Origin of the sequence: Moorella humiferrea (assembly GCF_039233145.1) — a bacterium.
Taxonomy (GTDB): Bacteria; Bacillota; DSM-521; order Neomoorellales; family Neomoorellaceae; genus Neomoorella; species Neomoorella humiferrea.
Genome location: NZ_CP136419.1, coordinates 2,017,801 through 2,040,809, shown reverse-complemented (window position 1 = coordinate 2,040,809; position 23,009 = coordinate 2,017,801). Strand labels below are relative to the sequence as shown.

Annotated in this window: 22 protein-coding genes; 16 read left to right on the top strand and 6 right to left on the bottom strand. The window is 50.3% G+C overall.

Going from position 1 to position 23,009, the window contains the following annotated elements; translation table 11 throughout:
• The first annotated feature begins 10 nt into the window (after positions 1 to 10).
• The 7 genes from MHFGQ_RS10640 to MHFGQ_RS10610 all read left to right on the top strand — a co-directional run bounded on the left by MHFGQ_RS10640 (position 11) and on the right by MHFGQ_RS10610 (position 7,236).
• Positions 11 to 301, top strand: a complete 291-nt coding sequence (locus tag MHFGQ_RS10640) for a 4Fe-4S binding protein (protein WP_106005220.1) — start codon at positions 11 to 13, stop codon at positions 299 to 301.
• Positions 279 to 1,454, top strand: coding sequence for a pyruvate ferredoxin oxidoreductase (porA, locus tag MHFGQ_RS10635; RefSeq protein ID WP_106005227.1), 1,176 nt, complete (start codon positions 279 to 281; stop codon positions 1,452 to 1,454). The genes MHFGQ_RS10640 and porA overlap by 23 nt, the downstream gene beginning before the upstream one ends.
• A gap of 18 nt (positions 1,455 to 1,472) precedes the next feature.
• Positions 1,473 to 2,285, top strand: coding sequence for a thiamine pyrophosphate-dependent enzyme (locus MHFGQ_RS10630; RefSeq protein ID WP_106005221.1), 813 nt, complete (start codon positions 1,473 to 1,475; stop codon positions 2,283 to 2,285).
• 146 nt (positions 2,286 to 2,431) lie between these two features.
• Complete coding sequence (locus MHFGQ_RS10625; RefSeq protein ID WP_106005596.1) at positions 2,432 to 2,947, top strand: 4Fe-4S dicluster domain-containing protein; 516 nt, start codon at positions 2,432 to 2,434, stop codon at positions 2,945 to 2,947.
• A complete protein-coding gene (locus tag MHFGQ_RS10620; RefSeq protein WP_343105504.1) occupies positions 2,947 to 4,776 on the top strand; it encodes an aldehyde ferredoxin oxidoreductase family protein in 1,830 nt (609 codons plus the stop codon). The genes MHFGQ_RS10625 and MHFGQ_RS10620 overlap by 1 nt, the downstream gene beginning before the upstream one ends.
• A gap of 116 nt (positions 4,777 to 4,892) precedes the next feature.
• Positions 4,893 to 6,332 (top strand): aldehyde dehydrogenase family protein, encoded by a 1,440-nt coding sequence (locus MHFGQ_RS10615; protein ID WP_106006623.1) that lies wholly within the window; start codon positions 4,893 to 4,895, stop codon positions 6,330 to 6,332.
• Between the two features lie 130 nt (positions 6,333 to 6,462).
• Positions 6,463 to 7,236 (top strand): GntR family transcriptional regulator, encoded by a 774-nt coding sequence (locus MHFGQ_RS10610; RefSeq protein WP_106006578.1) that lies wholly within the window; start codon positions 6,463 to 6,465, stop codon positions 7,234 to 7,236.
• A gap of 41 nt (positions 7,237 to 7,277) precedes the next feature.
• Here the strand turns inward: MHFGQ_RS10610 and MHFGQ_RS10605 are convergent, their stop codons facing one another.
• The 6 genes from MHFGQ_RS10605 to MHFGQ_RS10580 form a co-directional block, all read right to left on the bottom strand.
• Positions 7,278 to 7,664, bottom strand: a complete 387-nt coding sequence (locus MHFGQ_RS10605) for a DUF1634 domain-containing protein (protein WP_106006579.1) — start codon at positions 7,662 to 7,664, stop codon at positions 7,278 to 7,280.
• 9 nt (positions 7,665 to 7,673) lie between these two features.
• Positions 7,674 to 8,513, bottom strand: a complete 840-nt coding sequence (locus MHFGQ_RS10600) for a sulfite exporter TauE/SafE family protein (RefSeq protein ID WP_106006580.1) — start codon at positions 8,511 to 8,513, stop codon at positions 7,674 to 7,676.
• Between the two features lie 27 nt (positions 8,514 to 8,540).
• Positions 8,541 to 9,275, bottom strand: a complete 735-nt coding sequence (locus MHFGQ_RS10595) for a GntR family transcriptional regulator (RefSeq protein WP_170066425.1) — start codon at positions 9,273 to 9,275, stop codon at positions 8,541 to 8,543.
• Between the two features lie 52 nt (positions 9,276 to 9,327).
• Positions 9,328 to 10,749, bottom strand: a complete 1,422-nt coding sequence (locus tag MHFGQ_RS10590) for a lactate racemase domain-containing protein (RefSeq protein WP_106006582.1) — start codon at positions 10,747 to 10,749, stop codon at positions 9,328 to 9,330.
• The gene (locus tag MHFGQ_RS10585) at positions 10,734 to 11,696 is read right to left on the bottom strand and encodes a triose-phosphate isomerase family protein (RefSeq protein ID WP_106006583.1); all 963 of its coding nucleotides are present in this window, start codon (positions 11,694 to 11,696) and stop codon (positions 10,734 to 10,736) included. Before MHFGQ_RS10585 ends, MHFGQ_RS10590 begins: the two co-directional genes overlap by 16 nt.
• A 122-nt stretch (positions 11,697 to 11,818) precedes the next feature.
• A complete protein-coding gene (locus MHFGQ_RS10580) occupies positions 11,819 to 12,664 on the bottom strand; it encodes a class II fructose-bisphosphate aldolase (RefSeq protein WP_106006584.1) in 846 nt (281 codons plus the stop codon).
• A 111-nt stretch (positions 12,665 to 12,775) separates the two neighbouring features.
• Between MHFGQ_RS10580 and MHFGQ_RS10575 the strand changes: the two genes are divergently transcribed.
• The 9 genes from MHFGQ_RS10575 (at position 12,776) to MHFGQ_RS10535 (ending at position 23,005) form a co-directional block, all read left to right on the top strand.
• Complete coding sequence (locus MHFGQ_RS10575) at positions 12,776 to 13,543, top strand: GntR family transcriptional regulator (protein WP_106006585.1); 768 nt, start codon at positions 12,776 to 12,778, stop codon at positions 13,541 to 13,543.
• A 68-nt stretch (positions 13,544 to 13,611) separates the two neighbouring features.
• A complete protein-coding gene (locus MHFGQ_RS10570) occupies positions 13,612 to 14,841 on the top strand; it encodes a diphosphate--fructose-6-phosphate 1-phosphotransferase (RefSeq protein ID WP_106006586.1) in 1,230 nt (409 codons plus the stop codon).
• Entirely contained in the window at positions 14,834 to 15,940 is a 1,107-nt protein-coding gene (locus MHFGQ_RS10565) for an ABC transporter ATP-binding protein (RefSeq protein WP_106006587.1), read from the top strand. The genes MHFGQ_RS10570 and MHFGQ_RS10565 overlap by 8 nt, the downstream gene beginning before the upstream one ends.
• Before the next feature lie 39 nt (positions 15,941 to 15,979).
• On the top strand, positions 15,980 to 17,284 hold the full coding sequence (locus MHFGQ_RS10560; RefSeq protein WP_106006588.1) for an ABC transporter substrate-binding protein: 1,305 nt from the start codon (positions 15,980 to 15,982) through the stop codon (positions 17,282 to 17,284).
• The gene (locus MHFGQ_RS10555; RefSeq protein ID WP_106006589.1) at positions 17,274 to 18,200 is read left to right on the top strand and encodes a carbohydrate ABC transporter permease; all 927 of its coding nucleotides are present in this window, start codon (positions 17,274 to 17,276) and stop codon (positions 18,198 to 18,200) included. Before MHFGQ_RS10560 ends, MHFGQ_RS10555 begins: the two co-directional genes overlap by 11 nt.
• 29 nt (positions 18,201 to 18,229) lie before the next feature.
• The gene (locus MHFGQ_RS10550) at positions 18,230 to 19,075 is read left to right on the top strand and encodes a carbohydrate ABC transporter permease (protein WP_106006590.1); all 846 of its coding nucleotides are present in this window, start codon (positions 18,230 to 18,232) and stop codon (positions 19,073 to 19,075) included.
• Positions 19,076 to 19,097: 22 nt separating this feature from the next.
• A complete protein-coding gene (locus tag MHFGQ_RS10545) occupies positions 19,098 to 20,240 on the top strand; it encodes a uroporphyrinogen decarboxylase family protein (RefSeq protein ID WP_106006591.1) in 1,143 nt (380 codons plus the stop codon).
• A 72-nt stretch (positions 20,241 to 20,312) separates the two neighbouring features.
• Positions 20,313 to 21,614 (top strand): L-fucose/L-arabinose isomerase family protein, encoded by a 1,302-nt coding sequence (locus tag MHFGQ_RS10540; protein WP_211292956.1) that lies wholly within the window; start codon positions 20,313 to 20,315, stop codon positions 21,612 to 21,614.
• Positions 21,615 to 21,628: 14 nt separating this feature from the next.
• Positions 21,629 to 23,005, top strand: a complete 1,377-nt coding sequence (locus MHFGQ_RS10535) for a Na+/H+ antiporter NhaC family protein (RefSeq protein ID WP_106006593.1) — start codon at positions 21,629 to 21,631, stop codon at positions 23,003 to 23,005.
• Positions 23,006 to 23,009 lie beyond the last annotated feature (4 nt).

Below are 23,009 nucleotides of genomic sequence, written 5' to 3'. Positions count from 1 at the left end.
GCTTTGTTTTATGCTGGAGGAAAGGGATTTAAAGAGAGGCCCCAACCTGGCAACACCTTTACTTACCACGACTACCGCTTCCTGGCGGCTGATGCGGCCGGTTTTACATCCCGAACGCTGCAATAATTGCCTGGTCTGCTGGCTCTTTTGTCCGGAAGGCTGCTTTGAAAGGGGCACAGGGACGGTGGAGCTGCATCTCGATTTTTGCAAGGGCTGCGGCATCTGTGTGGCGGAGTGCCCGCGGGGGGCCCTGGCCCTGGTGGAAGAGGGGAGCGGCGATGCGCGCCTATCTGAACGGTAACGAGGCGGTGGCGGCGGCCGTGAAGCTCGCCCGCGCCGAGGTGGTGGCCGCCTACCCTATCACCCCCCAATCGACCATTGTCGAAAAAATAGCGGAATACATAGCCGAGGGTTCTATGGCGGCGGACTACATAAGGGTGGAATCCGAACATGCCGCCCTGGCGGCCTGTTACGGGGCGGCGGTAACGGGGACGCGGGTTTTTACGGCCACCTCTTCCCAGGGGTTGGCCTACATGTTTGAAATGCTCCACTATGTAAGCGGATGCCGCATCCCCATGGTTATGGCCGTGGCCAATCGCGGCCTGGCGGCTCCCTGGACTATCTGGGCCGATCACCAGGACGCCGTTGCCTGCCGCGATACGGGCTGGATCCAGCTTTATGTGGAGACGGCCCAGGAAGCCCTGGACACCTGCCTGCAGGCCTATAAAATCGCGGCCCATCCGGAAGTGCTAACGCCGATCATGGTCTGCCTGGACGGCTATGTCCTGTCCCACACGGAAGAAATTGTGGACGTACCGGACCAGGAGGCCGTGGACCGCTTCCTGCCCCCCTACCGGCCGGAATATAAGGTGGATACCGGGCGACCCTATGTCTTTGGCGTCGGCGCCGGGCCCGACGTCTATCCCGCCTTTAAATTTTATCAGCAGCAGTCCATGATGAAGGCTAAAGAAGTTATCAAAGAAATCGACCGGGAGTTTGCCAACCTTTTCCGGCGCAGTTACGGCGGTCTGGTGGATCCTTATTGCTGCAGCGACGCCGAGGTAATCCTGGTGGTCATGGGCGCCACCGCGGGAACGGCCCGGGAAGTGGTGGATTTTATGCGCCGGCAGGGCGAAAGGGTGGGGCTCCTGCGCCTGCGGAGCTTCCGGCCTTTTCCCGTCGAAGACCTGAAAGAACTTTTAAGGGGGGCAAAGGCGGTGGCCGTCCTGGACCGGGATTGTTCCTTTGGTTATGAAGGGGTGCTGGCCACGGAAGTAAAGGCGGCCCTGGCGGAACTTCCGGCAAGGCCGCAGGTTGCCGGCTTCATCGGCGGCCTGGGTGGCCGCGACCTCACCCCGGAGGACCTGGCCGGCATTTTTCGCCAATGTTTGGCAGGTGTACGCCGCCTGGATAAGGGTGAGGCGATTATTATAGGCGGCGGCTGGCAGAAGTAGAGGTGGAGGTAGGTAATATTGATTAAAATAAGAGAATTACCGGAAGAAGAATTGGTACAGGGTTCCTACGCCTGCGCCGGCTGCGGCGGGATTCTGGCCGTCCGCCTGGCTTTAAAAGTCCTGGGGCCGGAAACGGTCATCGTCACCACGCCGAGCTGCCTGCTGGGGGTGACCACCTTCTATCCCCAATTGGCCTTCAAAGTCCCCTGTGTCAACGTCACCTTTCCCAGCACGGCGGCCGCGGTTTCCGGGGTGGCGGCAGGATTAAGGCGCCGGGGGAAAAAGGGAGTTAAAGTCGTGGGCCTGGCCGGTGACGGCGGCACCGTGGATATCGGCCTTCAAGCCTTATCCGGGGCCCTGGAGCGGGGCGACAACTTTATCTTTATTTGCTACGACAATGAGGCTTATATGAACACCGGCGTGCAGAGAAGCGGGGCAACCCCTTTGGGAGCCAGGACTTCGACGACGCCGGTGGGCAGCGTCGGCCGGGGCGAAGAGCGGCCCAAAAAGGATATGCTGCGCATCGTCGCTGCCCATAACATCCCCTACGCGGCCACGGCCAGCATCGGCTATCCCCAGGATTATCTGACCAAGGTAAAGAAGGCCATGGAAGTGGAGGGACCTGCCTACATCCAGGTATTATCCCCCTGCCCGCCGGGCTGGGGCTATCGCAGCGACCTGACGGTAAAACTCGCCCGCCTGGCCGTCCAGACGGGGCAGTGGCCCCTGGCCGAATACGTAAATGGAGAGCTTACGGTAAAAGAGATTCGCAATCCCAGGCCCTTGAACGAATACCTGGCGCCCCAGGCGCGCTTTGCCCATATGCTTTAATATCGTACATCCGTTACCCGACTCTAGAGAGTCGGGTTTTTATTTTAATATCTACTTGCGATTAGCGGGGTTTAATATTATAATGAATAAAAATATAAATTTATATAATTTAACCCCTGGATAATTAAGTTGAGGGGAGTTGTTTTATGAACGTCCTGGTAACTTATCCCGAACGCTGTGTAGGATGCCGCATATGCGAGCAGTGGTGCTCCTGGAAGCATGAAGGACAGGTTAATCCCACCAAATCCCGGATACGGGTCCACAGGGTGCACAGCAAGTATCTAAATATCCCGGTTACCTGTATGCAGTGCGCCAAAAGCCCGTGTATTGCCGCCTGCCGGGAGGGGGCCCTGAGAAAAGATTCTGCTACAGGGGCCGTTATAGTGGACGAAGAAAAATGCATCGGCTGTCGTCGCTGCGTCCGCGCCTGCCCTTATGGCGCCGTGGCCATCGATAAGGATAAAAGGATCGTTCTCATATGCGATCTTTGTGGCGGTGAACCGCAGTGCGTGGCCCATTGCCGCGAGGGAGCCATCGAATACGTGTCCCTGGCCGTAGCCGATCGGGGCCACAGGGCCGCCTATGTGGAAACGGTTGTCGCCACCATGGCGGCAGAAACAAAGGACGGTATAAAAGCTACAGGGGAAGGGGGTTGCCAGTAATGGCCTTAAAAGGGCTGGCCGGAAAGATCTTAAGGGTAAATTTGACCAGTGGCAGCATTACCAAAGAGCCGACGCCTGATGATGTATTTGCCGGTTATATCGGCGCCCGCGGCGTAGGAGCTTACCTGTTACTTAAAGAACTCAAGGCCCATACTGACCCTTTGGGGCCCGACAACAAACTGATTTTCCTCACTGGACCCGTGGAAGGCACCCTGGCGCCGGGGGCCAATAAGATTACCGTGACTTTCCGTTCGCCCCTGACCGGGACCTATTCCTTTTCCCTGTGCGGCGGTCACCTGGCGCCGGAAGTGAAGTTTGCTGGTTATGACGGCATTATCATTGAAGGTCGGGCCGACCGCCCGGTTTACCTGTGGATTGACGACGACAGGGTGTCTTTAAAGGATGCCTCCCACCTGTGGGGAAAACTGACCCATGCCACCGAGGACGCCATCCGGGCGGAATTAAAGGACGACGCCATCCGCGTAGCCTGCATCGGCCCTGCCGGGGAAAAACTAAGCCGCTTTGCATGTATACAGAGCGATTACCACCGGGAATTCGGCCGCGGCGGCGCCGGGGCCGTGATGGGTGCCAAAAACTTAAAGGCCATAGCCGTACGCGGCACAGGAAGCGTTGAGGTAGCCGACCCGGAAGCCCTGGAAGCCCTGACGGAAAAGGTCTACGGCATCCTGGCCGCAAATCTTAAAGCCAGGGCTCGGCGTTATTACGGCACACCGGAGATGGTAGACGGGACAAACGGCCTGGGCTACTGGGGCACCCGCAACTTCAGCACCGGATATTTTGAAGAGGGACATAATATAAATGCGGCAAATATGAAAGAAAAAATATTCGTCGGCAGTATGTCCTGTTATGCCTGTCCCATCGCCTGCGGCAAAGTAAGTTTAATAAGAAGCGGTCCCTACGCCGGCACCATGATTGAAGGGCCCGAGTTTGAATCGACTGGGCTTCTGGGAGCCAACTGCGGCGTCTCCGACCTGGAGGCCCTGGTGAAGGTAGTGGAGATCTGTGATATCTACGGTCTGGATACCATGTCCGCCGGGGCGGTAGCCTCTTTAGCCATGGAGTGTTATGAAAAAGGAATAATTACCAAAGAAGACACCGGCGGGCTGGAGCTTAATTTTGGCAACGGTGAAGCCTTGGTAGCCTTAATGGAAAAGATCGCCCGCAGAGAGGGTATCGGCGACCTCTTTGCTGAAGGGGCGAAACGGGCGGCGGAGAAGCTGGGCGTACCTGAACTGGCCATGCAGGTCAAGGGGCAGGAATTCGCCACTTATGAACCGCGGGGCTGCAAGGGCATGGGCTTGGGTTACGCCATTTCACCTAAAGGAGCCCACCATATGATCGCGCCCACTATGGGGCCAGAGACAGCCGGCGACGGTAGTAAGCGCTTTGAATACAAAGGCAAGGCCGCCCTGGTGCGGGAAACCCAGTTTCTTATGGCGGTTGTCGACTCCCTTTCCCTGTGTTCCTCCATGCGTTTCGCCCTGGGATTGAAGGAACAGGTTGAGCTCTATCGCGCTGTTACGGGACTATCTTTGGACGAGACCGGTGCTTTAAGTCTAGGGGAAAAAATAACAAATTTAGAGCGCCTATTTAATCTGCGGGAAGGTTTCGACCGCAAGGACGACTATCTACCATCGCGGATGCTCAAAGAAAAGATGCCCACCGGTCCCAGTCAGGGTCACCTGGTAGAGTTAGATCCTATGTTGGACGAATACTACGACCTCATGGGCTGGGACCGCCAGGGCCGGCCTACGGCGGCCAAGCTGGCCGAGCTCGGTTTGGCTGAACTATGGCAGGAAGTTAAGTAAGCCAATTCCTCCCCTAAAATAAATATAATGTAAATGGGGAAGGGCAGATACCTTCCCCAAATTCTTTAAAATACGTTATGTTTTTATAAACATAACCACAAGGAGGATTCATGAATATGCTTCCTGAATACCGTTTGTTTATTAATGGTGAGTGGGTGGCCACGGAGCAAAAGGATATGGTAATCAATAAGGCCACCGGCGAACCCCTGGCGGAGTATTGCCTGGCCGGCCCAGCGGAAGTAGAAGCTGCGGTGACCGCTGCCCATAACGCCTTCCAGCGAGAGAAAATAGAACCTTATCGCCGTTATGAAATACTAAAGAGGGCAAGTGAACTTTTGCTGGAACGCCGTGAAGACCTAGCCCGCACCATTAGCCAAGAAGTGGGCAAAACCTTAAAGGAGGCCCGGGTAGAAGTTGAGCGTGCCAGCCAAACCCTGCTGGTATCGGCGGAGGAAGCCAAGCGCCTGCAGGGAGAGATTGTACCCATTGAAGGTTCCCCCGGTAACGCCAACCGCCGAGCCTGGACAATACGGGTGCCCAGGGGTGTGGTCTGCGCCATTACACCCTTTAACGCGCCCCTGAACCTCTCCTGTCATAAAATCGGCCCGGCCCTGGCTGCCGGTAATGCTGTCGTCTACAAGCCGGCCAGCGCCACTCCCATTATCGGCGCCAAACTATGCCAGGCCCTGGCCGACGCCGGTTTGCCGGCAGGTTACCTGAATATGGTCCTGGGTTCCGGGGCCGTGGTCGGCGACGCCCTGGCTAAAGATGAGCGTATCGCCTTCTACAGTTTTACTGGCAGCCCGGCGGTGGGCCTGCGGCTAAAGAAGAGCGTCGGCTTCCGGCCTGTAGCCTTGGAACTGGGCTCCAATTCACCTAATATCGTCCACAACGACGCCGACCTCTCCCTGGCGGTTGAGGCCTGCACCCGTTCCGCCTTTGCCAACGCCGGCCAGCTCTGTATTTCCGTCCAGCGGGTCTATGTCCAGCGCCGGGTCTACGACGAATTCTGCCGGCGGGCCGTTGCTCTAACCCGCACTTTAAAGTTGGGCGATCCCCTGGACCCGGCCACCGACATCGGTCCCATGATCAGCGAGGCCGAAGCCCGGCGGGCGGAAAGCTGGATAGAAGAGGCCGTTACCGGCGGCGCCCGGGTACTGGTGGGCGGCCGGCGCCGGGGCGCCTGGCTGGAGCCAACTATTCTCACTGATGTAACCCCGACGATGAAGGTGTGCGCGCAAGAGATCTTTGCCCCGGTTTTTAGTATTATCGCCTACGACACCATTGATGAGGCCATCGCCCTGGCCAACGACTCCCGTTACGGCCTCCAGGCCGGGGTCTTCACCAACTCTCTGGATGTGGCCACCCGCTGCGTCCTGGAACTGGAATATGGCAGCGTGATCATTAACGATTCTTCCGCCTTCCGTGCCGACCTCATGCCTTACGGCGGCGTCAAGGAAAGCGGCACCGGCAAAGAAGGTCCGCGTTACGTTATCCGGGAAATGACGGAGGAGAGGTTGGTAGTGCTGCGCCTACCCTGCCAGGCATTACTGTAGCGCCCCCTGTCGAAAGTGCAGTAGCATTTGTAGCCGGAAAGCAGTTTTTCTGTTGCCAGGCTATAAAAATACGGGTATAATGTCTATATGTATAACTTTATAATAATCGCAGGAATTGCAGGTGGGCTTTGTGAGCATTGATCGCACAAAACCGATCCCCTTACATTACCAGATTAGCGCCGATTTGCGCCGAGCCATCAAGGAAGGCGAGTACCGGGTAGGGGATCTTTTTCCCACCGACAAGCAGCTCATGGAGAAGTACGGTGTCAGCAGCATTACCGTACGCCGGGCCGTGGCGGCCCTGGTGAATGAAGGCCTGCTCGAGCGAAGGCCGGGTAAGGGGACCTTCGTCAAGCGGGAACCGGTGGAAGAAACCCTGGGTAGGCTAACCGGCTTTTTTGAAGAGATGAAAGCCAGGGGATACGAGCCCAGTGCTCGCATTATTTTTACCGGACCGGTAAAGGACCCTGCCAAAGAAAGGCAAAGGGTACCGGAACTCCGCGTTTTCGGTGACGAAACCCTTTATATAATAGAAAAAATCCAGCAAATGAACGGGCAGCCCATAACTTACCTGCGCAGCTACTGGCCGTATGAATATGGAAGCCGCCTGGCGGAAGAGGACCTGGAACATCGCGGTTTGTATGAATTGGTGGAAGAAAAATTGGGTCTGGTTTTGGACAGGGCGGAACAAACTATTACCGCTGGTAAAGCAGGGAAGAGGGAAGCCGAATACCTTAAGGTAAAAGTGGGGACGCCTTTATTGATAATGGAGCGGACGGCTTACGACGATCGGGGTAGACCGATAGAGCTTTCCATCAACGCCTACCGTCCAGACCGCTATAAATACCGTGTGGTGCTGGACCGTAATCGTCCACGACCGGGAAGCGGGGTGATTGTGGAGTGAGAGGGACAATAGAAGCGGGGTTGTTCTCCCGCTTTTTGGGTTTATTCCGCTTTTCCCAGCAATAAGCTTAAAATTAACATAGCCAGTACATAAGTAGTAATTAAAACATAGGGGCGGTCACCATCAAAGAGAAAGGCGATAATCGAAGCGGCGACGCGGAAAATGGGAGTGGCGATGAGCAGCAATAGTCCCAGGTCAATGATGGCAAAGGATTTAAAATAGACCACATCTTTTAGTACCTGCGGTATGCTGGTCGGGAAGAAGCCAGCGGGGTAGCCGCTGTCGCCGGTGAGCAAGTAAATTACCAAACCCACGGCTATTATTATGGCACTAATAACTACTCCCCAGCGCAAAGATCGGCTAATGACATCCTCGACAACGAGGGCGTGGGATTCTTGCGTTAAACCTTTGCTCTCGTTTTTTTCCATAATTAATTCTTACCCCCTCAGCCCTTTTAACAGCATTTCCAGAGAAACGTATAACAACACCGGCACAAAAATTTTCCTCAAGGTAGTATTGCGCAAGCGGACCATGAGGCGTGTACCCAGGGTGGCACCGATAACTACTCCCAGGGCTACCGGGGCGGCAATGGCGGGGTGGATATTACCCCTGGCGAAATATATACCGGCGCTGGCGGCGGCGGTGACACCGATCATGAAGTTGCTGGTGGCTGTGGATACCTTCATGGGCAGTTTCATAAACATATCCATGGCCATTACTTTAAAGATGCCGTTACCGATACCCAGCAGGCCGGAAATTACCCCCGCGCCGTACATTATGCCGAAGCCTTCGTATACCCCCGTTGATGTGTATTCAACCTTGCGCTTTAGAACCTGATCGTAGTAACTCCCCTCTAATTTTAACTTTTTGGCCAAGGGATGGGGCGTAATTCCTTCCGGCAGTTCCTGGTTACGCCGTTTAAACATGGCCAGGGTGGAGTATCCCAGGACCACGGCAAAAATAATATAAAGATAACGGGGACTAATCAATCCTCCTAAATAAGCACCGGTAATGGCTCCGGTGGTAGTCGCCATTTCTAGAAACATTCCGATACGGATGTTGGTAATACGATCGCGGATATAGGCCGCCGCCGCGCCGCTGGATGTGGCGATGACGGAGACGATGCTGGCGCCGATGGCATAGCGGATGTCGATGTTAAGGAGTAGGGTAAGGGTGGGAATAATGACGATACCACCACCCAAACCCAGCAGAGCACCTACTATTCCTGCCAAAACTGCACTGATAAAAATTAAAACAATGAGGGATAGACTGATCAAACTTCAAACCTCCCCACAAATTCTTTTTTAACTGTGGGGGTGTCTTTGCAGGATAACGGTATATTCATAACGATCCCCCCGGTAGACGGCATGGAAAAAACCTATGGGTAATCCCCCTTCAACATAGGTGGTACGTTTGACGACTAATACCGGATATCCCTGCCTGTATTGGAGATGGAGGGCGTCTTCCCGTGAAGCCCTACCGGCGCTAATCCTCTGCCTGCCGTTGCTGATCTTATATCCGTAGAGCTCCAGATGGGTGTAAATGAGATCTTTGGAGAGGTCGAGATTTTGCAGGAGCTGACCAATGGATTGCGGGAAATAACTGTGATCCAGCAATAAAGGCTGACCAGCAACGTTGATTAAGCGGGTGACGCAAAAGGCCGGCTCTTTTTCGGCAAGCCGGAGTTCGTGGCGTATCTCGGATGTGGGTTCTTCCATACCTCTTTTAATAACCTTAATTGCGACCTCCAAGCCTTCTAGGGCCAGCTCTTCGGCCACGCCCAGGAGCCTGGCCAGGGGTCGCTCGATTCTTTTAGGGGCGACAAAGGTTCCTTTCCCATGATGGCGGTATAATAATCCTTCCCTCACCAACTCGCCAATTGCCTGCCTAACGGTAACCCGACTGACTCCATAAATATCCATTAATTGTCTTTCGCCAGGCAAGGCTTCCCCGGGCTTTAATTCGCCGCTGGCAATTTTTTGTTTGAGGATGGCCTTCAGCTGTTCGTATAAGGGTTTGGCACTGCCGGGGTAAAGCACGGGGAAGCCTCCAATCATCCTACTGGGCTTTGCGGCACCGGCCGTTCTGGGTTTATTTTCGTTTTAAATGTACCGCAACCTTCAGGAAGGTTTCCGGGAGTACCAGGATGCGGGGGTTTTTACCGACATATTTTTCCGCCTGCTTTAAAGCATCGGCAAAGGTATTGGTGGGGATACAACCCATGGCCCGGGCATAACCCGGTTTTCTGGCGCCGGGAATAAAAATGGCACTGGTGTGCTTTAAGGCTACACCTCCCATGGAAACCATGGAAAGGGCATGGAAAGGATGATAGCCGTAAGCGTAACGATATTTATATATATACTCCGGATCATGGGCAATTTCATCCTCGAAACGGACTGCTTCGGCAAAATCGGCTACTTCCTGGAGTTTGTGAAATACCTTGCGATAAGAGGGGAACCACTCATCGTTGAACCAGCCGTCGCAGAGGGAAGCCGCTATAATAACCCCGCCATCATTAAAGACGTCATAATTACGGGCTAAGTTAGCGCCGATGGCTTGGAGCATAAGTATCGGATTGGTGCCCATACCCGGTCCATAGTGAAAAGTACGGGGCAAACCAAACACCATAATATCAAATTTGTCTTTGATGTCCAGGTAAACATTGGTGCGACGTTCGGCCAGCTGCCAGCTGGCTTCCTGAACCTCTTTAGCCGCACCGGCATAAACCCCTAGGACTTGGGAATTGGTACCGGTGACGGCGTCGACACAGAAAAATTTTTTCCCCATGCCCTTTTCAATGGCCTGACCGATGGAATCGAACTGCCGGCGCATTAAACTTTTTTCAGTATTGACAGGGATGAAGTCATCCCGGTGCATGGTGTCCGGACAGTGGTGGCAGCGGATGGAGCGCCAGGTAGTTATGCCGGTGACGCACATCTTATAGCCGCCGCTGTAGCCACCGTAGGGGTTTCCCTGGACGTGCCCGATCATAATGGCCAGGTCGGCTTCGGCCACCTCACGGTTGACATTGACGACGTTACCCATTTCGTCGTAGCCGTATTCGACGATACCTTCTGGGTCTTCGGCATCGTGCATAACCAGGCGGTCCGGCCAGAAGGCATCGACAATCTCCCGGCCGAGATACCAGTAGAGTTCTTCTTTGGTATTTTTCCGGTGCAAACCCATGGCGCAAATGAGCTTTATGTCCTTATCTTCAACGCCGGCCTTCTTCAGTTCCTCAACTATAATGGGGATACATACCCGCCGGTGGGCCCTGGGGTGGGCGCCTCCTTTGACCCTATCGGGGAAAGCAATAACTACTTTGCTACCTTTTTTAACTAAGCGATGAAGGGGGGGCATTCCTAAGGGGTTGGCCAGAGCTTTACGAGTGGCCTCCCACGGGTCCACTTCCGGAGGGTCCACGTTATCTCGTCCGACCTGGAAAACGGTTGCCGTATCAGGCACTTCAATGGGCATCTTGCCGTCGCCGTATTCTATCAGGACTTCTTGCATAGGGGGACAGCTCCTTTCTTTGTAGCGTATTTGGCAATGATATTTTTCAACCCTTCCGGCTCAAAAGCGATGTCACCGGTGAATCTGGTTAAAGCCACCAGCCCGCCATCTATCGTGTCAATTTCGGCGATCATTTTCGCGTTTTCTTCTTTCAAACCTCCGCCGTAGACAACAGCCGGCTCGAAATTGAACTTTTCTTTAACTATGGATTTTATAGTTGCCGACACAAAACTTATATACTCCTTCCCCGGCGGTGTCTTGCCCGGGCCTATAGCCCAGACTGGTTCGTAGCCGATTACAATCTCTTGGGGGCCGATTGCACCTTCAATGCCTTGTAAACCCATTTCAAGCTGGGACCTTAAGACGGCTGCAATACGCGGCTTTTGCTCAGCAAAGGGTCCGTAGCCTCTTTCTTCTTCGGTTTCACCTACACAGAGCAATACATTAAGTCCGGCCTTGAGGGCGCACAAGACCTCTTCGTTTATAATTCCACTTACAATTTGTCTTGCCTTTGCCTGTGACCTTTCATTATGGCAACAGGAAGGATCGTAACGCTCTATTATTCCTAGTTTATCCTTACGTTCTTCGGAATGGCCGATGATGGTCCAGGTACAACCAAGATTTTTGGCGGCAGTTGCGGGCAGATTAGTAGTAAAGGCGCCGAAGTTACCACCAGGGGTGATGTCTTCGCGGAATACTCCCTGGCAGCCGACCTGCAGATTTCGCACTTCATCTGTTGGGTAGGAAGCCAGTTTTTCTATAGCACTGATAATAAGGGCTTCAGGTAAAAGACAGATAACCCTTATATTGGGTAGTTTTCCTAACCCGTGTTTTACTATGTTCTCTAACACCCATTCAATCCATTTTTTAGGATTATCGAAAGAGCATATACCTCCTAGACGTCGTGGTACCTCAAAACGCTTAAGGTTAACGAAGATTTTTTTCATCGACCACCCTCCACCTCCAGGTATGCTGGTTAGTACCAGTATAATGCACCATAAAAAATATGGCAAGACTTTATGCTAAGTTATTACGCACTCGTCTGTGAATCCGTGTTTATTTCCACTTTTTACCCTTTTCCACCGCACCCGCATAGCCATATTTTTTGCCTTACCACTTTCCCTACGGCCTCACGGACCTTTACCGCTATCTTCCAGGGCTCTTTTTCTCCAGCCGTCAGCACTTCTGCCACAGCTACTGCCCAAGCGACTTTTAATTCCGTACCGATATTAACTTTGTTAATTCCACCGGCGATGGCTTCCCGGATCATATTATCAGGTATGCCTGAACCGCCGTGGAGGACGAGGGGGATTGGAACTCGTTCCCGAATTTTTCTCAAGCGATCAAAATCGATTTTCGGCTCGGAAGTATATAAACCGTGGGCCGTTCCCAAAGCGGGGGCCAGGGCGTCGATCCCGCTTTCCTGCACCAACCGTACCGCTTCATCAGGATCGGCGAGGCCGGCGTTTTTGCTACCTCGATCGACGGAATCCTCCACCCCGCCGATATGCCCCAGCTCAGCCTCGGCGGTAGCGCCGACGGCATGGGCGGCTTCGGCCACCTGCCGCGAGATTTCGATATTTTCCGCCAGGGGTAATTTAGAAGCATCAATCATAACCGAGGTAAAGCCGTGGGTCAGTGCCCAGATAACCCATTTAATACTGTCGCTGTGGTCCAAGTGTAGGGCAACTGGTACTTTAGCGGCGGTCGCCGCTCCCCGGGCCATGGCGGCTGCAGCAACGGCCCCGATTTTCTCTAAATAAGTAGGTGTAATTTGCAGGATAACAGGGGCTTTTTCGGCTTCTGCGGTTTCGATTATGGCCTGCAATATTTCCAGGTTGTGAAAATTAAAGGCGGCAACGGCATAGTTTCCCCTTTGGGCGCGGTTTAATAACTCAGTGGCTGATGTTAACATTTTTTTAACCTCCCGTTAAAAATTCACTTGACGAAATAATACTAACAAAATATAATTAAAGTGTAAAGACGCAAATATATAATATTACAAAGTGATTGGGGAAACTCTTAAATGGTTTTCAATAAAAACGAACCCCTACCGCTACATTATCAGATTACCAACGACCTGCGCGAAGCCATTAAAAATGGCAGATGGAGCGTAGGCGATCTTTTTCCCACCGATAAAGAATTGATGGAGAAGTACGGCGTGAGCAGCACCACCGTCCGCCGGGCGGTTGCCCAGCTGGTGCAGGAAGGATGGCTGGAGCGCAAACCTGGAAAGGGTACCTTCGTAAAAAAGGAACACGTTGAAGAGACCCTAGGCCGGCTGACGGGATTTTTTGAAGAAATGCGCCGCCACGGTTTCACTCCAAGCGCCGACGTTCTTGATCTCCGTCCGGTAGAAATTACCCCGCGAGAACTGGAAAAGACGCCGGGCCTTAGTGTTTTTGGCAACCAGAAGATGTTCCTGGTGGAAAGGCTCCAGAAATTAAACGGTAAACCCGTGGTTTATTTGCGCAGTTACTGGCCCTATGAATACGGCCGGCGTATGGCCGAATTCGACCTGGGTAAAGAAGCGCTATATGAAATTGCAACCAGGGAATTGGGCCTGACCCTCACCAGGGCCGAGCAGACCATTGCCGCCAGTGTGGCCCGCAAAAAGGAAGCCCAACTGCTGGACGTAAGGGTAGGATTCCCTGTACTTGTCATGGAACGCCTCGCCTATGCCGGTGACCGCCCTGTTGAGCTTTCCATCAACATTTACCGGGCCGACCGCTATAAGTACCGCGTCTTTTTGTACCCGTCCAATAATAACTTCGAAGGTGTCTTGCTGCCGTAAAATTTAAGCTCTTTACCGTTTTCATTGCTTCCCATTATTAAAATAGACGGAGTGAGTGGTAATTTAATATGAAGCAGAAGTCGTTGTTTGTAGCCCAATCAGGTGGCCCTACGTCGGTAATTAACAGCACCTTGGCAGGGATCGTCGCCGAGGCCGGGTACCAGCCGCAGGTGGGGCGGGTATACGGGCTGTTCCATGGCCTGGAAGGTGCTTTAAGGGGTGAATTCGTCGAGCTTAGCAATCTAAGAAGGGATGAGCTGGATAAACTGCGGCATACACCGGCGGCTATCCTGGGCGGAAGCCGATATCCTCTTACAGATGAAGATATACTTAAAGTTATTAAATTTTTAAAAGCCAATGATTGCCATTATTTTCTATTTATTGGCGGTAACGGCACCATGGATACTTGCCTGCGAATGCAAGATATGTGTCGCCAGGAAAATGTGGCGATAGAAGTGGTGGGTGTACCAAAGACCGTTGATAACGACCTGGAGGTAACCGACCATGCCCCCGGTTACGGCAGTGCGGCTCGTTATGTCGCCCTGTCGGTGCGGGACCAGGTTTTGGACCTGCAGGCCATGCGGCGTTTTGAACAAGTGCGGATCATCGAAACTATGGGCCGTATGGTTGGTTGGCTTGCCGCCGCTTCATTTCTGGCCACAGACCCCACCGCGACCATTAATCCCCTCTTCATCCCGGAAGTACCTATTGATGAAGACGAATTTATCGCTCATATTGAAAAGGTATATAAAAAACAAGGTTATGTATTGGCTGTCATCGGTGAGGGATTACGAAATAAAAAGGGAGAACCTATGGGTGACATACCTTTTGCCGGCATGAGCGATTCGGGATGTCATGCGGTACGGACGGGGGCGGCCGAATACTTGGCGCGGCTGGTTAACGAAAGGCTCGGAGTGCGGGCTCGGGCACAGATCCTGGGAATGAATCAGAGAAGTTTTGCCGCCTGCGTATCGCCGGTTGATGAGGAGGAAGCCTACCGCGTGGGTCGGGCGGCCGTACGGCTGGCCGTTGCGGAAGGAGGAGGGCAAATGGTAACCCTCGTCAGGCAAGGGGATTACTCGGAAACCGGTTTTACTCCCCTGGAACGGGTAGCCGGGATAGAAAAACAATTACCTTTGAACTACTACGACCGGGTTAATAAACGGGTAACCCCGGAATTTGTAGAATGGATAAAACCACTTGTAGGAGAAATCGAACCGGTTTTATGGCCGGCTGATTTAAGAGCCACCAATAAATCTTCGTGTGTTGTCTGTGGAGGGAGGACTTACCTTGGCTGAAGTCAGACTTGTAGGAGTAACTAAGGTATTCGGCAACACCACGGCGGTCGCCAAAACCGATTTAGAAATTAAAGACGGGGAATTTTTAGTCCTCGTAGGCCCTTCCGGATGTGGTAAAAGTACCACCCTGCGTATGATTGCCGGCCTGGAAACACCAACAGAAGGAGATATTTACATCGGCGAACGTAAGGTAACCCATCTGGAACCCAAAGATCGGGATATTGCTATGGTTTTTCAGAACTACGCTCTTTATCCCCATATGAAAGTTTTCGATAATATGGCCTTCGGCCTGCGGCTACGTAAAGTACCAAAACAAGAAATCGAAGTCCGCGTCAAAGAAGCGGCTGAGATTTTAGGTATAGCCCACCTTTTAGACAGATATCCCAAGCAGCTTTCCGGCGGCCAGCGGCAACGGGTAGCCCTTGGTCGAGCCATCGTCCGCCATCCCCAGGTGTTTCTTATGGATGAGCCGCTGAGTAACCTCGATGCCAAGCTGCGGGTGCAGATGAGGGCCGAGTTAATAAAGCTTCACCAGCGGCTAAAAACAACAGTTGTTTATGTAACCCATGATCAGACCGAAGCCATGACCATGGGCATGCGGATTGTTGTCATGAAGGACGGGATTGTCCAACAAGTCGGGACGCCAAAGGAAATTTATAATAATCCGGGCAATATCTTTGTAGCCGGGTTTATAGGATCGCCGCCGATGAATTTTTTAAAGGGTGTGATTGAACAACAGAACGGCAAAGTTTTGTTTAAGACCCAGGGATTTACTCTGAACCTACCGACTACAAAGGTGCCTATAATGGCAAGCCAAGAAGTTATCTTAGGCATTCGTCCCGAAAGTTTGACCATAGTAAATAATGATGATAAGGGGGCTTGCATCCCCTGCGAAGTGGAGGTGGTGGAGAATATAGGATCAGAAACAATAATTCACGCTAGAACGTCAGGTAAAGAGGAGGTTGTTATTAAAACGAGCGGCTTTGAGAAAGCTCCGCAAATGGGGGCGGCTATTAAAGTTAAAGCTTGGCAAGGCAATTTACATTTATTTGACGCGCAGAGTGGCAAATGTATTATTGATTTTAGCGTTGGCCAGTAAATTTAAGGAAAGAATTAATTAGGAGGTCAATATTAAGTGATGCTAAAAAAGAAATGGGTCCCTTTGACGCTGGTGCTGGTATTAGTTGCTATGATTCTTACGGCATGCGGCGGTGGGAGTTCAGGGCAAAAAAGTAGTGATTCCCAAGGCACGGTAGAAATCACCTTCGTTAATTGGGCTACGGCGGAAGAAGCAACTAAACAACAAATGTTGGATGTAATAAAAGAATTTGAAAAACAAAATCCTGGAATTAAAGTTAAGAATGTACCAATACCTGTGGGGGAACAATTAAATCAGCTAACTATTATGACCACTGGTGGGAATGCACCTGATATTGCCCAAGTACACTTTGACGTAGGGATAAGTCTTGCCGCAATGGGAGCTTTGGAGCCAAATGACAATTTGCTTTCCAAGGAATTCTTAGATGATGTAAATAAAAAACTATATGATTTTGGTATGTATGAGGGAAAACATTATCTTATACCTTGGGTAGGCCATCCCCTTGGCTTCTGGTATAATAAGAAGCTTTTGCAGCAGGCTGGATTGGATCCAAATAATCCGCCGCAGACAATAGATGAGCTTACAAAAGCTATGGAAATAATAAAACAAAAGTTACCTAACGATGTTGTTCCGCTCCAAATCGATACAACAATTCGCACATTGGGACTATCCCACGAATGGTCATTTATGAGTGCCTTCGGCACAGTACCCGTTGATGGTGATAAAGTCCAGGCTAATAAAATGGGACCCTATGCTGAGTGGTTACGCATGCTGGTACAGAAGGGTTATACCCTGCCGGGTAAAAAATTTGGTGAATTCCGGCCCCTGGCAGCCCAGAATCGTTTAGTATTTGGCTTTGATGGCCCATCCTTTAAAGGAATAGTCCAGAGCTTTGATAAATCAATCACCGATGAAAAATTCTATGAAACCTGGGGAGTAACGACCTTACCTGTAGGTGCCGACAAAAAGCCTTATTCTGCACCTGACGATCATAATTTGGCCATATTCAAAGCTTCCAAGCATAAGGAAGCCGCGGCTAAGTTTGCCGAATTCTTGGCACGAAGCGATTTTTCAATAAAAACTTATGTTATACCGTTAGGGTTTTTACCAACCGTTCAAAGTGCGGTACAAAGATTCCCAAAAGAGTTTAGTGACCCGGCCAGAAAAGCCTTTATCGAAAAAATTGTTCCGGCGGAAGTAAGGTTACCATACGGACCTAATTATTCTAAAATAGCAACAGTAGTCATGGCAGGTATGCAAGAGGTAATTACTACTAATAAGCCAATTCCTGAGATATTAAATAACGTCCAAACAAAGCTGGAGGGTATCATTAATGGTAAATAAGAAAATTGGTAAAGAATTAAACGAAGAAGAAGGCAAGCGGGGATGGCTCCGCTTGCCTCTCCCCTTCCTTTTAGTATTTCCAGCTATTTTTGTTTTAAGTATAGTCATCCTTTATCCACTAATTAGTTCATCCTTTCTTTCCCTTTTTCATTATGAGTTGACTAAACCGAACGAAATAGAATTTAATCTACTAACAAATTACAAAAATATGCTGCATGATGATACCTTCTGGTTAGCCTTTAAAAATACACTGATCTTTACGGGGGTTTCAGTTGTTGTAAGTTTAGTGATCGGTTTAATCGGAGCCATTGCCATTGATCAGCTGCCAGAGCGATTTGCCGGCCTTCGCGGTGTGGTATTGGTGCCATGGATTATTCCCGGAGTTGTAGTTGGTTTTCTCTTTATGTTAATTTTTGATGTTGAAGTCGGGATAGCCAATGTTATTCTCAAACACGCCGGCATTATTAAGGAATTTCTCCCTTGGCTAATGGATGAACATTTGGCGATGATCGCTGTCATCGTGGCCAACATCTGGAACCAAGTACCCTTTTATATCTTAATGTTTACAGCAGGTTTGAAGGCAATTCCTATGGATGTCAAAGAAGCCGCCATTGTAGAAGGAGCGAGCCGTTGGCAGGAATTTATTCATGTAACCTTGCCTTATTTAAGGGGGATCCTGGTAATTACAAGCCTGCTAATGGTAATTCGCAATTTCAACAACTTCCCGATCATCTACACAATGACAGGGGGAGGACCCGTTTTTTCAACAACTACCTTAGTTATCTATATTTATCGTCTGGCTTTTGAACAGTTTAATCTTGGTTATGCCTCAGCGGTAGGTATCGTTTGGTGTGCAGTTTTATTGATTGTATCTATGATTTATGTAAAGATGCTTTATAAACAAGTACATGGGTAAATATTAAGTTAACGCGGGAGGATAAGTTCATGTTTCGGCGTCGCTTTTCTTTAGGCTGGACATTAAGTGTATGGGGAACGGTAATAGTTATCTTAGGTTGGTCGCTTTTCCCGATTTACTGGATGCTGGTAACGTCATTAAAAACCAACATGGATGTCTTTAAAGTGCCACCAGATTTCTGGCCTTTAAAACCGACCTTGGAGAACTATACTGCCTTAACTACCGGCATATCGCCGATAGGAAGGTTTTTCTTCAACAGCCTGATAACGGCTTTATTAACCGTTTTGATTACCATTGTCCTTGCAACTTTAGCAGGTTATGCCTTGTCAAGGCTTAAATTTCGTTTTCGGGACCAGATTTTGGTGAGTGTTTTGGTAACGCAAATGTTTCCCCTGGTCGTTATGCTGGCTCCTTTATATCTCTTATATGTCAAGGCGCACCTTCTTAATACGTATACGGGAATGGTAATTGCCTTTACATCCTTTGCCCTTCCCTTTGGAATCTGGATGATTAAAGGTTTTATCGATTCAGTGCCGGTAGAAATCGAACAGGCTGCCATGGTAGATGGTTGCAGTAGGCTAAAAGCCATGTGGACAGTCGTTCTTCCCTTGACGATTCCCGGAATAGTAGCGACAGGTATTTTTGCCTTTTTAGACGCCTGGAATAACCTGCTGTTTCCTTTGACCCTTACCAACGATATAATGATGAAAACTCTACCGGCAGGGATGGTTTTAGCTTTTACCGGGCAATTTAAGCATGACTGGAGTGGCATGATGGCTGCCTCTTTTATCACCACCCTACCAGTCCTTATTCTCTTTGTCTTACTGCAACGTTATCTAGTTGAAGGCCTTACCGGCGGCGCCGTCAAAGGGTAAAGCAAAGAGGAGGAAATAAAGAGTGACAGGGAGAGAAAGGGTCTTAACGGCCCTTAATCATAAAGAACCCGATCGGGTACCCTTTGATCTGGGTTCATCAGGGGTTACGGGTATTCATATCCTTGCTTACCAGCGTTTACGACAGCATTTAGGTTTGCAAGTTGGTTCTGGCAAGTTATATGATCCAATTCAACAACTGGCGTTGGTAGAAGACGACGTAGTCAATTGTTTAAGAATAGATACACGTCCAATAACGCGACGCCTGCCGCCTACCTCAATAACCGAGGACGGAAATTATTTTAGTTTTAATGATGAGTGGCAAGTTTTATGGCAAATGCCTAAAGTAAATGGCTTTTATTATGATGCCATGTCTAACCCCTTAAAACATGTGGAGATAGTGCAAGATGTTGAAGAATTTCCTTGGCCCGATTTTAATGAACCGGAACGGTATCAAGGATTAGCTGAGGAACTAAAGGTTATAGCCGAAAAAACGGGATGTGCCATAGTAGCCCAGGACATTTGCCCTGGGTTTACGGAAACTGCCGCCCGTTTACTTGGGATGGAAAAGTTTTTAATGGGTTTAATTCTTAATCCTGATATGGTATGCGCGGTGATGGATAAGATTATTGAAAATAAAAAGCAGTACTGGTACAACATGTTAACAAAATGCGGCGGCTATATTGATATTGTCCAGCAAGGTGAAGACCTGGGTACCCAATACTCCTTGCTTATATCACCAGACCTGTATCGAAAATACGTTAAGCCCAGGCAAAAAGATTTATATGGCTTTATAAAAAGCTTGGCGCCGGTTAAGATATTCTTTCATTCCTGCGGGGCAATAAGAGAATTGATACCTGATTTTATTGAAGTAGGGATCGATATTTTAAATCCTATTCAATTAAGTGCAGCAGGGATGGATGATACGGCTAAGCTAAAACGGGAATTTGGTAAGGATGTTTGCTTCTGGGGTGGAGGTATTGAAACGCAAACAATTCTTCCCCATGGTAAACCGGAAGAAATAAAAGATGAAGTTCGCCGGCGAATTGATGATCTTGCACCGGGTGGCGGTTTTATCTTCAATACGGTACACAATATTCAACCGGATGTTCCGCCGGAAAACATCATGGCTATGTGGGAAGCCCTACAGGAATATGGAGTTTATTAAAGTTAAAATTAAAGGTTTAAGGCGAAAGGGTGTTGCTCATTGGTTAGAATAGCTCCAAAAGTAGGTTTGGTAATGCTGGGCCGGCCGTTTTTTGACATGCCGCTGGCCAATGAATTTTTCGTGGGTGTTAAAAAAACTTTACAGGAAGCAGGAATTGCTGCGGAAACCATCGAGGCGCCGGTAACCATACCCCAGGAAGCAATCGCTGCAGCTCGGAAACTCAAGGAAATGGACCTGACGGCCATCATTGCCGTTCAGGGAACTTTTACCGATGCCTCCTTAATCCTTAACCTGGCCGGAAACGTTGATTTACCTTTACTAATCTGGGCCGTAAAAGAAGAACCTACCGGCGAGCGCTTGCGTCTAAACTCTTTCTGCGGGCTGAATTTAGGTGCCCATGCATTAAATGCTGCCGGGAAGAAGTTCAAGGGAGTTTATGGTAACCCGGGCTCACCCAAAGTAGAACAGGAAGTCCTGGCCTTTATTAGGGCCGCCGGTGCCATGAAATGGCTTAAGGGCAAGCGTATCGGTCTGGTGGGCCACCGCCCGCCAGGGTATTATACCTCTAATTTCAACGAACTGGATTTATACAGTACTTTAGGAGTGGCTGTAGAATACATTTCCCTTGCGGAAGTTTTTAGCCTTGCTAATGAAATAAACCTGATTGATGAACCCGCCTTGACTGTCGGCTTGGCAGGCTACGATCAAGTTGACGCCGTGGCAGCGCAAAAATCCCTGCGCGCGTACCTGGCTTTGAAGAAAATAGTAGCTGACAAATCCCTCGATGCCGTAGCGGTAGAATGCTGGCCCGATTTTATGGTTACTTATGGAGGGGCGGCTTGTTTTTCTCTTGGAAAACTGAATGATGACGGAATAGTAGCCGCCTGTGAAGCCGATGTTAACGGTGCTGCGACCATGCTCTTGGGGCAGTATTGGTCGGGTCAAGCCATTTTCTTGGCAGACCTGGTAATTGGGGACGAAGAAAAGAATGAATTGACCTTTTGGCACTGCGGAGCGGCACCCCGGTCTTTAATTGCCACCAATGCTAGGGCTACAGCTGGAGTACATCCAAATCGCAAGATCCCGCTATCCCTGTATTTCCCTTTACGGGAAGGGCAAGTAACCATCAGCCGGCTGAGCCCCGACAAGAATGGCAAGCTGAGGTTATTGTTAGGCAAAGGAACGGGTCTTCAGGCGCCGTTGTTATTTAGTGGTAATACTTTACCTGTGCGTCTAGAAACGCCAGTAAGTCAGGCCTTGGACACACTTATTAATAAAGGATTTGAACATCATTATGTTTTAACCTATGGCGATTTTACAAAAGAAATGCGGGAGTTTGCCCGACTTTTAGAATTAGAGATAGTTGAGATTTAAGGGCTGAAAAGTTCATGGTAGGAACCACAAAAAGAGAAGTGAGTCTTCCGGCAGCACTGGGAGCCACGATACCGGCGATATTAGCGTTAATAACGGCAAGCCTTATGGGCTTGCCGTTACAAATTCCCTTTTTGTTAGGTATTTTTTTAGCCGGTGTTGTTGGCCGGCGTTGCGGCTACAGGTGGCCGGAAATCGAGCAGGCTGCCTTACAGGGCATGGGCCAGTGTTGCTTTGCCTTATTGATCGTTATCTTAATTGGCGCCACCATTGGCATTTGGATCGCGGCGGGTATTATCCCCACCTTTATATACTATGGCCTCCAATGGTTGTCGCCACGGTTTTTCCTGGCGGAAGCATGCCTGTTAACCTTTTTGATGGCCCTGGCCACCGGATCCGATGCTGGTGCCTTCGGAACTATAGGGATGGCCTTGCTGGCTATTGGCTATGGTCTGGGGATACCTGTACCCATCACTGCCGGGGCAGTTACGACCGGGGGTATAGCGGGACACATTGTTTCGCCTTTAAGCGACCTTTCGGCAATGGCTATCAGTGCCAATGGTGGCAGTTTGCCTGAGCTGGTAAAACTGTTTGCCCGCCGGGTGGTACCGGCCCTGGTTATCAGCATGTTGTTTTACGGCGTATACGGCATTTTCCAGACGGGAAAGACGAACGATTTAGCAACGACAGGATTATTGACCGAGCTGGAAAAACTTTTTGTCATCAGCCCCTTGTTGTTTACGCCTGTGGTCTTGCTGTTTCTCTTGATCATTTTGCGGGTGCCGTTGGTACCGGCATTGGGAATAAATTTATTGTTATCAGCAGCAATATCCATGCTTTTTCAGAGAGTAAATTTTAGGGATGTAATTAGATTTATGAGTAACGGCTATACCGTTCCTGCCGGTAACCAATTGGCTGCTATGCTCAATAAAGGCGGTATAATCGGTTTCGGTAATATTATTGAGTTAATTCTCCTGGCTTCGGCCTGGGCCACCGTATTACAGCACATAGGGGTGCTGGAGTTGTTGTTGGGAAAACTGGCTAACGTGAAGTTGCTAAGAGGCAGGATATGCGCTACCGGTACTTTGCTGGGCGTTTTAATGTCGATCCTAACCTGCGCCATAATCCCGGCGGTACTGGTGCCTTCCCTGTGGCTCAAAGAACGGTACAAGGAGGCGGGCTACGGGCCGGAGCACCTTTCCCGTGACCTGGTGGAAGGTTCCTTTGCTGTAGCTGCCCTGGTACCCTGGACGAATTTAAATTTTATCGTTCTTGGTACCCTGGGGGTTGGGGCCTTTCAAACTACACCTTATAATATCTTTTCCTGGCTTATAGTTATTTTCGGGTTTGTGGCGGGTTTGCGCCGGCCGAGCAGATCCGGTTCCAAATACTGACGGG

Excerpts from the sequence above, each read along its gene's own strand:
- MHFGQ_RS10640 (WP_106005220.1), top strand. The coding sequence starts at position 11 with ATGCTGGAGGAAAGGGATTTAAAGAGAGGCCCCAACCTGGCAACACCT.
- porA (WP_106005227.1), top strand. The coding sequence starts at position 279 with ATGCGCGCCTATCTGAACGGTAACGAGGCGGTGGCGGCGGCCGTGAAG.
- MHFGQ_RS10625 (WP_106005596.1), top strand. The coding sequence starts at position 2,432 with ATGAACGTCCTGGTAACTTATCCCGAACGCTGTGTAGGATGCCGCATA.
- MHFGQ_RS10620 (WP_343105504.1), top strand. The coding sequence starts at position 2,947 with ATGGCCTTAAAAGGGCTGGCCGGAAAGATCTTAAGGGTAAATTTGACC.
- MHFGQ_RS10615 (WP_106006623.1), top strand. The coding sequence starts at position 4,893 with ATGCTTCCTGAATACCGTTTGTTTATTAATGGTGAGTGGGTGGCCACG.
- MHFGQ_RS10605 (WP_106006579.1), bottom strand. The coding sequence starts at position 7,664 with ATGGAAAAAAACGAGAGCAAAGGTTTAACGCAAGAATCCCACGCCCTC.
- MHFGQ_RS10590 (WP_106006582.1), bottom strand. The coding sequence starts at position 10,749 with ATGCAAGAAGTCCTGATAGAATACGGCGACGGCAAGATGCCCATTGAA.
- MHFGQ_RS10585 (WP_106006583.1), bottom strand. The coding sequence starts at position 11,696 with ATGAAAAAAATCTTCGTTAACCTTAAGCGTTTTGAGGTACCACGACGT.
- MHFGQ_RS10580 (WP_106006584.1), bottom strand. The coding sequence starts at position 12,664 with ATGTTAACATCAGCCACTGAGTTATTAAACCGCGCCCAAAGGGGAAAC.
- MHFGQ_RS10575 (WP_106006585.1), top strand. The coding sequence starts at position 12,776 with ATGGTTTTCAATAAAAACGAACCCCTACCGCTACATTATCAGATTACC.
- MHFGQ_RS10570 (WP_106006586.1), top strand. The coding sequence starts at position 13,612 with ATGAAGCAGAAGTCGTTGTTTGTAGCCCAATCAGGTGGCCCTACGTCG.
- MHFGQ_RS10560 (WP_106006588.1), top strand. The coding sequence starts at position 15,980 with ATGCTAAAAAAGAAATGGGTCCCTTTGACGCTGGTGCTGGTATTAGTT.
- MHFGQ_RS10555 (WP_106006589.1), top strand. The coding sequence starts at position 17,274 with ATGGTAAATAAGAAAATTGGTAAAGAATTAAACGAAGAAGAAGGCAAG.
- MHFGQ_RS10550 (WP_106006590.1), top strand. The coding sequence starts at position 18,230 with ATGTTTCGGCGTCGCTTTTCTTTAGGCTGGACATTAAGTGTATGGGGA.
- MHFGQ_RS10540 (WP_211292956.1), top strand. The coding sequence starts at position 20,313 with ATGCTGGGCCGGCCGTTTTTTGACATGCCGCTGGCCAATGAATTTTTC.
- MHFGQ_RS10535 (WP_106006593.1), top strand. The coding sequence starts at position 21,629 with ATGGTAGGAACCACAAAAAGAGAAGTGAGTCTTCCGGCAGCACTGGGA.